Source organism: Allobosea sp. 05T439 (genome assembly GCF_056396005.1).
On record NZ_JBFTKP010000011.1, the window covers coordinates 123,479 to 137,273 of the forward strand.

A 13,795-nucleotide genomic window follows, 5' to 3' on the forward strand; every position below is an offset into this window, starting at 1 on the left:
GCCTAATCTGGAGGCATGATTTGGATCTGTGAGCGGCCGGGCCGCCATGCGTGAGATAGTGCGCTTCCTCTACGGCGATGAGCTGGTCGAGATCGCGTCCAGCGATCCGACCCAGACGCTGCTCGACTGGCTGCGCCTCGAGCGCCGCCGGACCGGCACGAAGGAAGGCTGCGCCGAAGGCGATTGCGGAGCCTGCACCGTCGTCGTCGGACGACTCGACGGCGGCCGATTGCGCTATGAGGCGATCAACGCCTGCATCCGCTTCCTGCCGACGCTCGATGGCTGCCATCTGCTCACCATCGAGCACCTGAAGGGCGCGGACGGCCGTCTGCACCCGGTGCAGCAGGCGATGGTCGATTGCCACGGCTCGCAATGCGGCTTCTGCACGCCGGGCTTCGTGATGTCGCTCCTTGCGCTCTGGCTGAACGAGCCGGCGCCGGAGCTGGGGCGAATCGAGGACGCGCTCGCGGGCAATCTCTGCCGCTGTACCGGCTACGAGCCGATCATTACCGCGGCCCGTCGCCTCTACGAACACGCCGACCGGACGCAGGATCGCTTCGCGCTTTCGGTGCCCGGCATCGCCGCCCGGCTGCACGCTTTCGCGGATCAGGAGACGCTGACACTCGCCCATGGCACGCGACGCTTCCTGTCGCCGGCGACGGCCGATGCCCTCGCCGATCTCGTCATCTCCCATCCCGAGGCCGTTCTCGTCGCCGGCGCGACCGATGTCGGTCTCTGGATCACCAAGGGGATGCAGCAGCCGCAAACCATCATCCATCTCGGCCGCGTCGAGGACCTGCGTCCAATCAGCGACGAGGGCGATCATCTGCGCATCGGCGCCATGGCGAACCATATCGATGTCCGCACGGCACTCGCGGTGCTCTCGCCGCAGCTCGACGAGCTGATGCGCCGCTTCGGCGGCGAGCAGGTGCGCAATGCCGGGACGATCGGCGGCAATATCGCCAATGGCTCACCGATCGGCGATCTACCGCCTGCGTTGATTGCGCTTGGTGCAACGCTGCTGCTGCGGCGCGGCAGCGAGCGACGCGCGCTGCCGCTGGAAGCCTTCTTCCTCGACTATCGCAGCCAGGACCGGAAGCCAGGCGAATTCGTCGAGGCCGTGCTGGTGCCGAAACTGCAGAATGACGCTCTGTTCCACATTTCGAAGATCTCAAAGCGCTTCGACGAGGATATCTCGGCGGTGTGCGGCGCCTTCCTGCTGCATCTCGACGAAGCCAATCGGGTGAGCGAGGCACGGCTCGCCTATGGCGGCATGGCCGGTATCCCGAAACGGGCCGCCGCCGCGGAAGCCGCGCTGCTCGGGAGGGATTGGGACGAGGCTGCGGTCGCTGCCGCCATCGCCGCCCTGCCCCGGGATTTCACACCGCTGACCGACATGCGCGCCTCGGCGGCGTACCGGCTGAAGGTGGCCGCCAATCTCCTGCGCCGGTTCCTGATCGAAACGACGGCGCCTGACGTCGACACGCGCGTCGCGGGCCTGCTTGCGGAGGCTGCCCATGGCTGACGCGCGCAAACGGCTTGAGACCGAGGTCGTGGCCGGGCCGCTCGGCCGGACCAGCAATCATGATTCCGCCGCCAAGCATGTCGCGGGTGAAGCCCTCTATATCGACGATATCGCCGAGCCGGCCGGCCTCGCGCATGCCTATCTCGGGCTTTCCCAGGTCGCACATGGGCGGCTGATATCGCTCGACCTCGCGGCCGTGCGCACGGCACCCGGCGTCCTCACGGTGCTGACGGCCGAGGATATTCCGGGCGCGAACGACATCAGCTCGACGCATCGACATGACGAGCCTGTCTTCACGACGCAGACTATCCTGCATCACGGGCAACCGCTTTTCGCGGTCATCGCGGAAACCCGGGATCTGGCGCGCCGCGCCGCCGCGCTGGCCAAGGCGGCCTATGAGGAAGCCGCTCCGTTGCTGGATGTCGCAGCGGCCCGCGCGGCCGGCGGCGAGCTTGTCACCGACCCGCTGAAGCTGGAGCGCGGCGATGTCGCGGAAGCGCTTGCTGCCAGCCCGCGCCGGCTCAAGGGGTCGATGGAGATCGGCGGGCAGGATCATTTCTATCTGGAGAGCCAGATCGCGCTCGCCATCCCCGGCGAGGACGAAGACATGCTGGTGCTGTCCTCGACGCAGCATCCGAGCGAAGTCCAGCACATGGTCGCGCAGGTGCTCGCCGTCGGCTCCCACGCCGTCACCATCGAGGTCCGGCGCATGGGTGGCGGCTTTGGCGGCAAGGAGACGCAGGCCAATCTCTTCGCCTGCGTCGCCGCACTCGCCGCCAGCAAGCTGAAGCGCCCGGTAAAGCTCCGGCCTGACCGCGACGACGACATGGTCATCACCGGCAAACGCCATGATTTCGTGGTCGATTACGAGATCGGCTTCGATGACGAGGGGCATATTCACGCGGTGGACGCGGTCTATGCGGCGCGCTGCGGCTGGAACGCCGATCTCTCGGGCCCGGTCACCGACCGCGCGCTGTTCCACATGGACAATTGCTATTTCTACCCGGCGGTGCGCGGACGTTCGCAGCCCCTGCGGACCAACACCGTTTCGAACACGGCCTTTCGCGGCTTCGGCGGCCCCCAGGGCATGGTCGGAGCGGAACGCTTCATCGAGGAGGTTGCCTTTGCGACCGGGCTCGACCCGCTCGAGATCCGCAGGCGCAATCTCTATGGCGCGGTCGGCCGCGACATCACGCCCTATCACCAGCAGGTCGAGGACAATATCGCCGGCGACGTGATCGCCGAACTTGAACGGCGTTGCGATTACCGCGCGCGCCAGGCGGGGATCCGTGAGGCCAACCGCAAGAGCCCGGTCATCAAGCGTGGCATCGCGCTGACCCCGGTCAAGTTCGGCATCTCCTTCACCGCGACCTGGTACAATCAGGCAGGCGCCCTGGTGCATGTCTACACGGACGGCACGGTGGCGCTGAACCATGGCGGTACCGAGATGGGCCAGGGCCTCTATGTGAAGGTGGCGCAGGTCGTGGCGCAGGCTTTCGGGATCGGCCTCGACCGGATCAAGATCACCGCGACGACCACCGGAAAGGTGCCGAACACCTCGGCGACAGCCGCCTCCTCCGGCTCCGATCTCAACGGCATGGCCGCGCTCGATGCCTGCGAGACGATCAAGGCGCGGCTCATCGCCTTCGCGTCGAAGCGCTGGGAGGTTTCAGCCGAGGAGATTGCCTTCCTGCCGGGCCGGATCAGGATCGGCACGCAGGAGATGAGTTTCGCCGAATTCGTCGCGGCAGCCTACATGGCCCGCGTCCAGCTCTCGGCGACCGGCTTCTACGCGACGCCGAAGATCCATTGGGATCGCAAGGCCGGGCGTGGCCACCCGTTCTATTATTTCGCCTATGGCGCGGCTGCGGCCGAAGTCGCGATCGACACGCTCACCGGCGAATACAAGGTCGAGCGGGTCGACATCCTGCATGATTGCGGCACCTCGCTGAACCCGGCGATCGACAAGGGCCAGATCGAGGGCGGCTTCGTGCAGGGCATGGGCTGGCTCACCACCGAGGAACTCTGGTGGGACGACAACGGCCGGCTCAAGACCCATGCGCCCTCGACCTACAAGATCCCCGTCGCCTCCGACCGGCCGCGGATCTTCAATGTCGACCTGCTCGAGAACGCCCCCAATCGCGAGCCGACGATCCACCGTTCCAAGGCGGTCGGGGAGCCGCCGCTGATGCTGGCGATCAGCGTGCTCCACGCCTTGTCGGACGCGGTCGCGAGCGTCGGCAATCATCGCTTCTGTCCCCGTCTCGACGCGCCGGCGACGCCGGAGCGTGTACTCGATGCGGTCGACCGCATGCGGGAACAGGTACGGGGCGCGGCGCCATGACCGGGCTGGCGACTTTCCTCGAAGCCCATCTCGAGCAAGGCGCCATCCTTGTCAGCATCGAGCGCGCCGAAGGATCGACCCCACGCGAAACCGGCGCGACGATGGTCGTCACCGCCGAGGGCAATTCCGGGACGATCGGCGGCGGCCAGCTCGAATTCCACTGCGCCGACATCGCCCTTGAGATGCTGGCGAGCGGCGAGACCTCGCGACGCCTCGATATTCCGCTTGGGCCGCAAATGGGCCAGTGCTGCGGCGGCCGGGTCGGTGTCGTGCTGGAGCGGGCCAGGCCGTGCCATCTCGCGACTCTCCAGGCCGCCGAAGCGGCAAGGTGCGCAGCGCAGCCTGCCGTCCTCATCCTCGGCGCCGGCCATACCGGGCGCGCGCTTGCCGAGGCCCTCATGCGCCTGCCGCTGACGGTCATTCTGATCGACGACCGCGAAACCCAGATGCACGATCTTCCCGTTGGTGTCGCACCGCTACGACTGGACGACCCGGTCGAGGCGATCACATCGGCCCAGCCCGGCACCGCCTTCGTGATCCTTTCGCACAGCCATGCGCTCGACTACCGGCTGACCGAGGCTGCGCTCCTGCGCGGGGATGCCGCCTATGTCGGCATGATAGGCTCGGCGACGAAGCGCGCTCGCTTCGCTGCCAGCTTCCGCCGCCGGCACCCTGCAAGCGATGCCCTGGCGCGCCTGACCTGCCCGATCGGCGGGGATGATGTGGACGACAAGCGCCCTGAGGTCATCGCCGCCTTGACGGCAGCCGAACTGGTGCGGAGCTTGCTTGCCAAGCAACAGGCTTCCGGGCAAAGCGTGGCGCAGGGCCGACAGGGTCCGGGGAGAAGGGCAGGAGATGACGGCGTCGCCGCATGACAGGACGGATACGCCGCCCCGGCTCGTGCTGTCGGGCATCTCCAAGAGCTTTCCCGGCGTGAAAGCCAATGACGACATCAGCTTCAGCGTGAAGCCCGGCGAGATCCACGCCCTGCTCGGCGAGAACGGAGCGGGCAAGTCGACGCTGGTCAAGGTCATCTACGGCGTTCAGCAGGCCGATTCGGGCAGCATCTCCTGGGATGGCCGGCCTGTTTCGGTCCCCTCGCCCAAGGCGGCGCGGCGGCTCGGCATCGGCATGGTCTTCCAGCATTTCTCGCTGTTCGACGCGATGACCGTGATCGAGAACATCGCGCTCGGCCTCGACGAGGCCGTGGATCGCGAGGAGCTGAAGACCCGCGTCGCCAAGGTTCTGCAGAGCTATTCGCTGCCGCTCGATCCCGAGCGCGAGGTCCATACGCTCTCGGTCGGCGAACGGCAGCGCATCGAGATCGTCCGCTGCCTGCTGCAGAAGCCGAAGCTCCTGATCATGGATGAGCCGACTTCGGTCCTGACACCGCAGGAGGTCGAGCGTCTGTTCGAGACCTTGCGGCAGATCGCGTCCGAAGGCTGCTCGATCCTCTACATCAGCCACAAGCTACACGAGATCAAAGCCTTGTGCGACACCGCCACGATCCTGCGCGCCGGCCGGGTCGTCGCGACCTGCGACCCGCGGCAGGAGACGACACGGCGCATGGCCGAGCTGATGATCGGCGCCGAATTGCGGCAGATCGAGAACGCCCATTCCGGCAGGATCGGCAAGCGCCGACTGATCGTGTCTGGTCTCTCCCTGCCCGGCGAACCGCCTTTCGGCACGAGCTTGCGCGACATCAGTTTCGAGGCACGGGCCGGCGAGATCCTCGGCATCGCCGGCGTCGCCGGCAATGGCCAGGCCGAGCTGCTCGGCGCGCTGTCCGGCGAGCGCCTCAGTGCGGTGCCGAACGCCATCATGCTCGACGGCAAGCCCGTCGGCAGCGAGGGAGCGGGCGAGAGGCGCAGCGCCGGCCTCGCCTGCGTTCCGGAGGAGCGCAACGGACACGCCGCMGTGCCGGATTTCTCGCTGGCCGAGAATGCCATCCTGACGGCGCGCTACCGGCTGCCACTGGCACCTCGCGGCTTTATCCGCCTCGGAGCGGTTCGGCGCTTCGCCCAGGCCGTCATCGGCCGGTTCGATGTGCGCACCACCGGTCCAGGCTCTCCGGCCCGCTCATTGTCCGGCGGCAATCTGCAGAAATTCATCATGGGCCGCGAGATCGGCCAGGAACCAGGTGTCCTCGTGGTCTCGCAGCCGACCTGGGGGGTCGATGCGGGCGCCGCAGCGGCGATCCGGCAGGCGCTGGTCGATCTGGCGGCGAAGGGCTCTGCGGTCGTGGTGATCTCGCAGGACCTCGATGAACTGCTCGAGCTGGCAGACCGGCTCAGCGTCATCAACGAGGGCCGGCTCTCGCCGCCCCGCCCGGTCGCGGAGCTCGCGATCGACGAGATCGGCCTGATGATGGGCGGCATTCACGGCGCAGCCCAGCCCGAGGGAGCGCCGCTTCATGCTTGAATGGCGCCGCCGCCGCGAACCAAGCCGGGCGATGCTCTATCTGAGCCCGCTGATCGCGATCGCGCTCACCATGGCGACCGGCGCGTTGGTCTTCACGGCGATGGGTTATGACGGGCTGACCGCGGTCTTCGACTTCTTTCTCGTACCCTTCCTCGAGCCGCATCGCTGGCCGGATCTCGGCGTCAAGGCGGCGCCGCTGGTGATGATCGCGCTCGGCCTCGCCATCGGTTTTCGCGCCAATGTCTGGAATATCGGCGCCGAGGGCCAGTACATCATGGGCGCCATCGCCGGCACCGGCGTTGCCCTCGCCACCTATGAGATGAGCGGCTGGTGGATCCTGCCGGCCATGGCTCTCGCCGGCATCCTCGGCGGCATGGCCTGGGCTGCGGTCCCGGCGCTGCTGCGCGTCAGGCTTCAGGTCAGCGAAATCCTGACCAGCCTGATGCTGACCTATGTCGCGGTGCAGGTGCTGTATTATCTCGTGCGCGGCCCGTGGAAGGATCCGGACGGCTTCAACTTCCCGCAGACGCGGATGTTCACGGCCGATCAGACGCTGCCGGTCGTCATCCCCGAGACGCTCGTCCATCTCGGCATTCCGCTCGCACTCGTCATTGCCGTCATTGCCTGGCTGGTGTTGGAGAAGACGACCGCGGGCTATGCGGTGAAGGTTGTCGGGCTCGCACCGGCTGCGGCGCGTCACGGCGGCTTCAGCGCCGAACGGACGACCTGGGTGACGTTGCTGATCGGCGGCGGCCTTGCGGGTCTTGCCGGCATCTTCGAGGCTGCAGGCCCGTTCAGCCAGCTTACCCCGCAGTTCCCGGTCGGCTACGGGTTCACCGCCATCATCGTCGCCTTCCTCGGCCGCCTGCACCCGCTGGGCATCGTGCTCGGCGGCGTCGTTCTGGCGGCAACCTATGTCGGCGGCGAGATCGCCCAGACGACCGTGCGCCTGCCCCAGGCCGCGACCGGCATGTTCCAGGCGATGCTGCTGTTCTTCCTGCTCGCGACCGATGTGCTGGTCCGTTATCGCATCGCCTTCCGGGCGAGGCCGGCGAAAGTGGTGCCGCGATGAACAGCGTCATCCTGGTCTCGATCATCATGACGCTCGTCGCAGCGTCGACACCGATCCTGCTCGCGGCGCTMGGCGAGCTCGTCGTCGAGAAGTCGGGCGTGCTCAATCTCGGTGTMGAGGGCATKATGCTGACCGGGGCCGTCGCCGGTTTCGCGGTCGCCTTCAGCACCGGCAGCGTTGCGCTCGGCCTCATTGCCTCCGTTATCGCCGGCATCGCAACCGCGATGATCTTCGCCGTGCTGACGCTCAGCCTGACCGCGAACCAGGTCGCGACGGGCCTGGCGCTGACGATTTTCGGCGTCGGCGCCTCCTCGCTGATCGGCGCCGGCTTTGTCGGCCGCACGATCGATCGTCTGGGGCCCCTGTTTCCCGAAGCGCTTTCCAGCCATCCCTGGCTGCGTGCGCTCTTCGGGCACGACATCATCGTCTATCTCTCGCTTGCCCTGGTTCTCGGCGTGAGCCTCTTCCTGCGCAGGACGCGCGCCGGATTGATCCTGCGGGCGGTCGGCGAGAATGACGCCTCGGCCCATGCCATCGGCTATCCCGTCATTGGCATCCGCTATGCGGCGATCGCCTTCGGCGGCGCGCTGGCGGGCCTCGGCGGCGCCTATTTCTCGCTGGCGCTGACGCCGATGTGGGCTGACCGCCTCACCGCCGGGCGCGGCTGGATCGCGCTCGCGCTCGTCGTCTTCTCCGCCTGGAAACCCGGCCGGCTCCTGCTCGGGGCCTATCTCTTCGGCGCGGTGATGACCTTCGAGCTTCAGGCCAAGGCTGCCGGCATCACCTGGCTCGCGCCGGAGGTGCTGGCGATGGCCCCCTATCTTGCGACAATCCTGGTTCTGACGATGATGTCGCTCGGTCGCAAGACGGGCCGGCTCGACGCGCCCGCATGTCTCGGCAAACCCTTCTCGGCGTCCTGACGGCGCCGCCAACCCCGTGGGGAGAACAACCATGTCATCCATCATCACCCGCCGCACGCTCGTTGCCGGCGGCGCCGCGGCGTCCGCCCTGCCCCTGCTCGGCCGCAGCGCCTTTGCGCAGGCGCCACTGGGTGTCGGCTTCATCTATGTCGGTCCGATCGGCGATCACGGCTGGAGCTGGACGCATGATCAGGGCCGCAAGGCGCTCGAGAAGCAGTATGGCGACAAGATCAAGACCAGCTTCATCGAGAACGTCGCTGAGGGGCCGGATGCGGCGCGCGCGCTGCGCCAGCTGGCGCAGGCCGGCAACCAGCTGATCTTCGCGACCTCCTTCGGTTTCATGAACCCGACCATCCAGGTCGCAAAGCAGTTCCCGAAGCTGAAATTCGAGCACGCCACCGGCTATCAGCGCGCCGAGAACGTCGCGACCTACAATGCCCGCTTCTACGAGGGCCGCGCCGTGATCGGCACGATCGCGGGCCACATGTCGAAGAGCGGCCAGGCCGGCTACATCGCCTCCTTCCCGATTCCGGAGGTCGTGATGGGCATCAACGCCTTCACGCTCGCCGCCCGCAAGGTCAACCCGAACTTCAAGACCAAGGTCATCTGGGCCTCGACCTGGTACGACCCGGCCAAGGAAGCCGACGCCGCCAAGGCGCTGATCGACCAGGGCGCCGATGTGATCACCCAGCATACCGACAGCCCCGCCGCCCTGCAGGCGGCCGAGCAGCGCGGCGTCTTCGCCTTCGGCCAGGCGTCCGACATGAGCGCCTTCGCGCCCAAGGCGCATCTCTCGGCGATCGTCGACGACTGGTCGGGCTACTACATCAAGCGCGTCAAGGACGTCATGGACGGCAGCTGGAAGTCGGGCGACGTCTGGGGCGGGATCAAGGACGGCTTCGTCAAGCTCGCCCCGTTCAATCCCGCGATGACGCCAGCCGCACGCGCAGGCGCGGAAGAAGTCCAGAAGGGCATCGTTGCCGGCACGCTCCACCCCTTCACCGGCGAGCTCAAGGACCAGAAGGGCGTGCTGCGCCTCAAGGCCGGCGAGACCGCCCCCGACGAGATGCTGTCGAAGATGGACTGGTATGTCGACGGCGTGCAGGCCTGAGCGCGCAGGCCAACCTATCCTGACGTCACCCCGGCAGCCGGATCGAGACTTCGGCTGACGGGAATGACGGAGGCGGCATGACGCCCMGAACGATTCAGCATCAAAGCCTCTTGCAGATATTTTAAGCTTGAAACAAAATGAGGACCATACGAGCCGGAAGGGGATGGGGATCTCCGCCGGCCAGTAGGCTCCTTGCAGGTCCCGGGAGKACATCGGACATGAAGCTCAAACTCGCATTGTCTATCGGCACGGCGCTCGTCGCGCTGGGAGTTGCCGGCGCACAGGCCCAGGAGCCGATCAAGATCGGCGTCGTCAGCGTTCTTTCCGGCCCGCAGGCAGCCCTTGGCCAGCAATTGCGCGACGGCTTCCAGCTCGCAGTCGACCAGATGGGCGGCAAGCTCGGCGGACGGCCGGTGCAGATCACGGTGATCGATGACGAGCTCAAGCCCGATGTCGCGGTCGGCAAGGTTCGCGGCTTCGTCGAGGGCGGCAAGGTCGATTTCGTCGTCGGACCGGTCTTCTCGAACATTCTGGGCGCCATCGCCAAGCCAGTCCTGGACTCCGGCGCGGTGCTGATCAGCCCGAATGCCGGCCCTTCGACACTTGCAGGCAAGGCCTGCCACCAGAACTTCTTCGTGACCTCGTACCAGAACGACCAGGTCCACGAGGTGCTCGGCAAATACGCTCAGGACCAGGGCTTCAAGCGCGCCTACATCATGGCGCCGAACTACCAGGCGGGTAAGGACTCGCTCGCCGGCTTCAAGAACTACTTCAAGGGCGAGGTGGTCGACGAGGTCTATGTCCCGCTGAACCAGCTCGATTTCTCGGCGGAGCTCGCCAAGATCGCCTCGGCCAAGCCCGACGTCGTCTTCGCCTTCATGCCGGGCGGTCTCGGCGTCAATCTGGTCAAGCAGTGGTCGCAGGCCGGCCTGCAGGGCAAGATCCCTTTCCTCTCCGCCTTCACGGTCGATGAATCGACCCTGCCGGCACAGCAGGACGCTGCGGTCGGCCTCTTCGGCGGCATGACCTGGGCGCCCAATATGGACAATCCGCAGAACAAGAAGTTCGTCGCGGATTACGAGGCTGCCTACAAGATCGTCCCCGGCTCCTACGCCATGCAGGCTTATGATGCCGCCTTGCTGATCGACTCGGCGGTCAAGGGTGCCGGCGGCACGGCCGACAAGGACAAGCTGCGGGCCGCGATCCGGAAGGCCGACTTCAAGTCGCTGCGCGGCAACTTCAAGTTCAACAGCAATGGCTACCCGATCCAGGACTTCTATCTGGTCAAGGTCGCCAAGCGCGCCGACGGCAAGTTCCAGACCGAGATCGCGCAGAAGGTGTTCTCGGACTATGCCGACCCGCATGCGAAGGATTGCGCGCTGAAGTGAGGAGACTGCCCGGGGGAGCTCATGTCCCTTCGTCTCTCTGGGAGGAGAGAAGAGCTTGGATGATGGCAGGGTGCCGGAGAGCAGCCGCCTGTCATCGGAGCAGGACATCAGCTCCCCTTGGCGACATCCTCACCCTCGCCGCCGCCCCTGCCCTTTCCGGGGACGGACGCCCGCCCGTGCCTGACTTGCGTCTCGCTGCGCCCGCCTAGCATGCTGCGAAAAGTTGCGACGGTTTTCGCATTCGGCATGCTCTAAATTATGAGAATCGATCGCGTTTTCTGCGTTGGACGACTTTGTCCAAACGCAGCGTGATCAAGGGGCGCCCCGCGCCGGCCAACGAATATCGAGCTGATGACCACCAGTCTCCTCATCGTCCAGATCCTGAACGGGTTGCAGCTCGGCATCCTGCTGTTCCTGGTGGCAGCGGGGCTGACGCTGGTCTTCGGCGTCATGGATTTCATCAACCTGGCCCATGGCGTGCAGTACATGCTGGGGGCCTATCTCGCCGTGACCTTCGTCGGGCTGACCGGAAGCTTCGTGCTGGGGCTGCTGCTCGCCCTGGCGGCTGCGCTCGTCATCGGGCTAGCCCTCGAATTCCTGGTCTTCCGCCATCTCTATGAACGCGACCATCTCGACCAGGTTCTCGCGACCTTCGGGCTCATCCTGCTCCTGAACCAGGGCGTCAAGATCGTCTGGGGTGCGGCGCCTCTCTCCGTCCCGGTCCCGGAATTCCTCTCGGGCTCTGTGCGCTTGATGGACGGCATTCTCTATCCGACCTATCGCTTCGCCCTGATCGGCGCCGGGCTCGCGGTCGGCGGATTGCTCTGGTTCATCGTCGAGCGGACGCGTACCGGCATGCTGTTGCGGGCCGGGGCCTCGAACGCGCCAATGGTTTCGGCACTCGGTGTCGATATCCGCAAGCTCTTCATGGTCGTCTTCGCCTTCGGAACCATGCTGGCCGGATTTGCCGGCGCGATGGCGGCGCCGATCCTCTCGGTCGAGCCCGGCATGGGCGACACGGTGCTGATCCTCGCCTTCGTCGTCATCGTCGTTGGCGGCATCGGCTCGATCCGCGGCGCCTTCGTCGGTGCGCTGATCGTCGGACTGGTCGACACGCTCGGGCGCTCCTTCATGAATGACCTGCTGCGCCTGTTCATGAGCGCCCCCTCGGCCCGTGCGACGGGAGCCGCTCTCTCCTCGATGCTGATCTACCTGGTGATGGCCATCGTCCTGTTCGTGCGTCCCGAAGGCCTGTTGCCCGCCAAGGGCCGGACATGAGCGCGGCGCCCACCATCGCCGGCGCAGCCGGGTCCATCCCATCCCGACCAAGATCGCGCTCCGTCCTGGCGCTGGTGCTCTTCGCGGCGCTCGCGCTTGCCCCGGTCGCCGTCTCGCTCGGCGTCCCAGCGCATTGGCTGTCATTGCTGACGCGGGCGATGATCTTCGCGATCGCGGCCCTGTCGCTCGACCTCATCCTCGGTGTCGGCGGGCTGGTCTCCTTCGGGCATGCCGCCTTCATCGGCATTGGCGCCTATGTGACCGGCATCATGATCACCGAGGGTCGCACCGAGACCCTGCTGATCCTGCCCGTGCTCCTCGTCGTCTGCGCCATCTTCGCGGCGGTCACGGGCGCGGTCTCGCTGCGCACGCGCGGCGTCGCCTTCATCATGATCACGCTGGCCTTCGGGCAAATGGTGTTCTTCCTGGCGCAGGCGCTCTCGGCCTATGGCGGCGACGATGGCCTGACGCTCTATGCCCGCAGCACGATCGCCGGCCTCGACATCGCGGCAAGCCGGACCGGCTTCTTCTACATCGTGCTGGGCGCACTCATCGGCTGCTACGGGCTGGTCCGCATCATCGTCGCCTCCCGCTTCGGCCGCGTGCTGCGCGCGGCGCGCGAGAACGCGACGCGCGTGACCGTGACCGGCTACGATGTCGGACGCGTGCGCCTGATCGCCTATGTCATCAGCGGCATGATCGCGGGCCTGTCCGGCTTCTTCCTCGCCAACCAGACGGAATTCGTCAGCCCCGCCTTCATGTCCTGGCAGCGCTCGGGCGAACTGATCTTCATGGTCGTGCTCGGCGGTGTCGGCTCCCTGCATGGCGCGATCATCGGCGCGCTTGCCTTTCTCTTCGCCGAGGATGTGCTCGCCGGGATCACCGAACACTGGAAGGCGATCTTCGGGCCTCTCATCGTTCTCTTCGTGCTGTTCACACGCGGCGGCATCGTCGGCATCCTCGCAAGGATACGGGGACGCAGCGATGGCTGAGCCCGTCCTCGCCCTCGATGGCGTTCGCAAGTCCTTCGGTGCGCTGAAGGTGACCGATGGCGTCAGTTTCTCCGTCGCTCCCGGCGAATTGCATGCCCTGATCGGCCCGAACGGCGCCGGCAAGACCACGCTCGTGCACCAGATCTCCGGCATGCTGCGCCCGGATGCCGGCAGCATTCGCTTTCGCGGCGCCGACATCACCGGACTATCGCCGGAGAAGCGCGCGCGCGGCGGGCTCGCGCGCACCTTCCAGATCACCTCGACCATCGCTTCGCTCTCGGTGCTGGAGAATGTGGCTCTCAGCGTGCAGGCGCGGGCGACGCATCCGCTGGCGCTGTTCCGCAACGCCGCCCGCGACGAGCGCCTGAACGGTCCCGCCTGGGCGGCAATCGAAGCGGTCGGTCTCGGCGAGCGCGCGCATGTGCCGGCCGGCCGGCTCTCGCATGGCGAGAAACGCGCGCTCGAGATTGCGATGGCACTGACCCTCGAGCCCGCCGCGATTCTGCTCGACGAGCCGCTGGCCGGTGTCGGGCACGAGGAAGGCGCACGCCTGATCGCGCTGCTGAAGAGCCTCAAGGGTCGCTACGCCATGCTGCTGGTCGAACACGACATGGAGGCGGTGTTCGCGCTCGCGGACAGGGTCAGCGTGCTGGTCTATGGCCGGGTCATCGCCTCTGGTGAACCGGCCGCCGTCCGTGCCGACCCGACCGTGCGCGAAGCCTATCTCGGCGAGGAGGGCTAGGC

11 protein-coding genes are annotated in these 13,795 nt (G+C 66.7%); all 11 read left to right on the plus strand.

Annotated elements, in window-relative coordinates:
- The first annotated feature begins 46 nt into the window (after positions 1–46).
- The 11 genes from xdhA to AC1DIO_RS15215 all read left to right on the plus strand — a co-directional run bounded on the left by xdhA (position 47) and on the right by AC1DIO_RS15215 (position 13,793).
- A complete protein-coding gene (gene xdhA / locus AC1DIO_RS15165) occupies positions 47–1,525 on the plus strand; it encodes a xanthine dehydrogenase small subunit (protein ID WP_476853618.1) in 1,479 nt (492 codons plus the stop codon).
- On the plus strand, positions 1,518–3,869 hold the full coding sequence (xdhB, locus tag AC1DIO_RS15170) for a xanthine dehydrogenase molybdopterin binding subunit (protein WP_476853619.1): 2,352 nt from the start codon (positions 1,518–1,520) through the stop codon (positions 3,867–3,869). The genes xdhA and xdhB overlap by 8 nt, the downstream gene beginning before the upstream one ends.
- The gene (gene xdhC, locus AC1DIO_RS15175) at positions 3,866–4,744 is read left to right on the plus strand and encodes a xanthine dehydrogenase accessory protein XdhC (RefSeq protein ID WP_476853620.1); all 879 of its coding nucleotides are present in this window, start codon (positions 3,866–3,868) and stop codon (positions 4,742–4,744) included. Before xdhB ends, xdhC begins: the two co-directional genes overlap by 4 nt.
- Positions 4,725–6,290 carry an ABC transporter ATP-binding protein gene (locus AC1DIO_RS15180; protein ID WP_441506641.1) on the plus strand — a complete coding sequence of 522 codons (1,566 nt, stop codon included), beginning with the start codon at positions 4,725–4,727 and terminating at the stop codon, positions 6,288–6,290. Before xdhC ends, AC1DIO_RS15180 begins: the two co-directional genes overlap by 20 nt.
- Complete coding sequence (locus AC1DIO_RS15185; protein WP_476832033.1) at positions 6,283–7,362, plus strand: ABC transporter permease; 1,080 nt, start codon at positions 6,283–6,285, stop codon at positions 7,360–7,362. Before AC1DIO_RS15180 ends, AC1DIO_RS15185 begins: the two co-directional genes overlap by 8 nt.
- The gene (locus tag AC1DIO_RS15190) at positions 7,359–8,282 is read left to right on the plus strand and encodes an ABC transporter permease (RefSeq protein WP_476853621.1); all 924 of its coding nucleotides are present in this window, start codon (positions 7,359–7,361) and stop codon (positions 8,280–8,282) included. Before AC1DIO_RS15185 ends, AC1DIO_RS15190 begins: the two co-directional genes overlap by 4 nt.
- Positions 8,283–8,313: 31 nt before the next feature.
- Positions 8,314–9,393, plus strand: a complete 1,080-nt coding sequence (locus AC1DIO_RS15195) for a BMP family ABC transporter substrate-binding protein (RefSeq protein ID WP_476853622.1) — start codon at positions 8,314–8,316, stop codon at positions 9,391–9,393.
- Positions 9,394–9,611: 218 nt separating this feature from the next.
- Positions 9,612–10,781, plus strand: coding sequence for an ABC transporter substrate-binding protein (locus AC1DIO_RS15200; RefSeq protein WP_113515589.1), 1,170 nt, complete (start codon positions 9,612–9,614; stop codon positions 10,779–10,781).
- A 351-nt stretch (positions 10,782–11,132) separates the two neighbouring features.
- The gene (locus tag AC1DIO_RS15205) at positions 11,133–12,059 is read left to right on the plus strand and encodes a branched-chain amino acid ABC transporter permease (protein WP_069882119.1); all 927 of its coding nucleotides are present in this window, start codon (positions 11,133–11,135) and stop codon (positions 12,057–12,059) included.
- A complete protein-coding gene (locus tag AC1DIO_RS15210) occupies positions 12,056–13,051 on the plus strand; it encodes a branched-chain amino acid ABC transporter permease (RefSeq protein WP_441489104.1) in 996 nt (331 codons plus the stop codon). The genes AC1DIO_RS15205 and AC1DIO_RS15210 overlap by 4 nt, the downstream gene beginning before the upstream one ends.
- Positions 13,044–13,793 (plus strand): ABC transporter ATP-binding protein, encoded by a 750-nt coding sequence (locus AC1DIO_RS15215; protein WP_476853623.1) that lies wholly within the window; start codon positions 13,044–13,046, stop codon positions 13,791–13,793. Before AC1DIO_RS15210 ends, AC1DIO_RS15215 begins: the two co-directional genes overlap by 8 nt.
- Positions 13,794–13,795 lie beyond the last annotated feature (2 nt).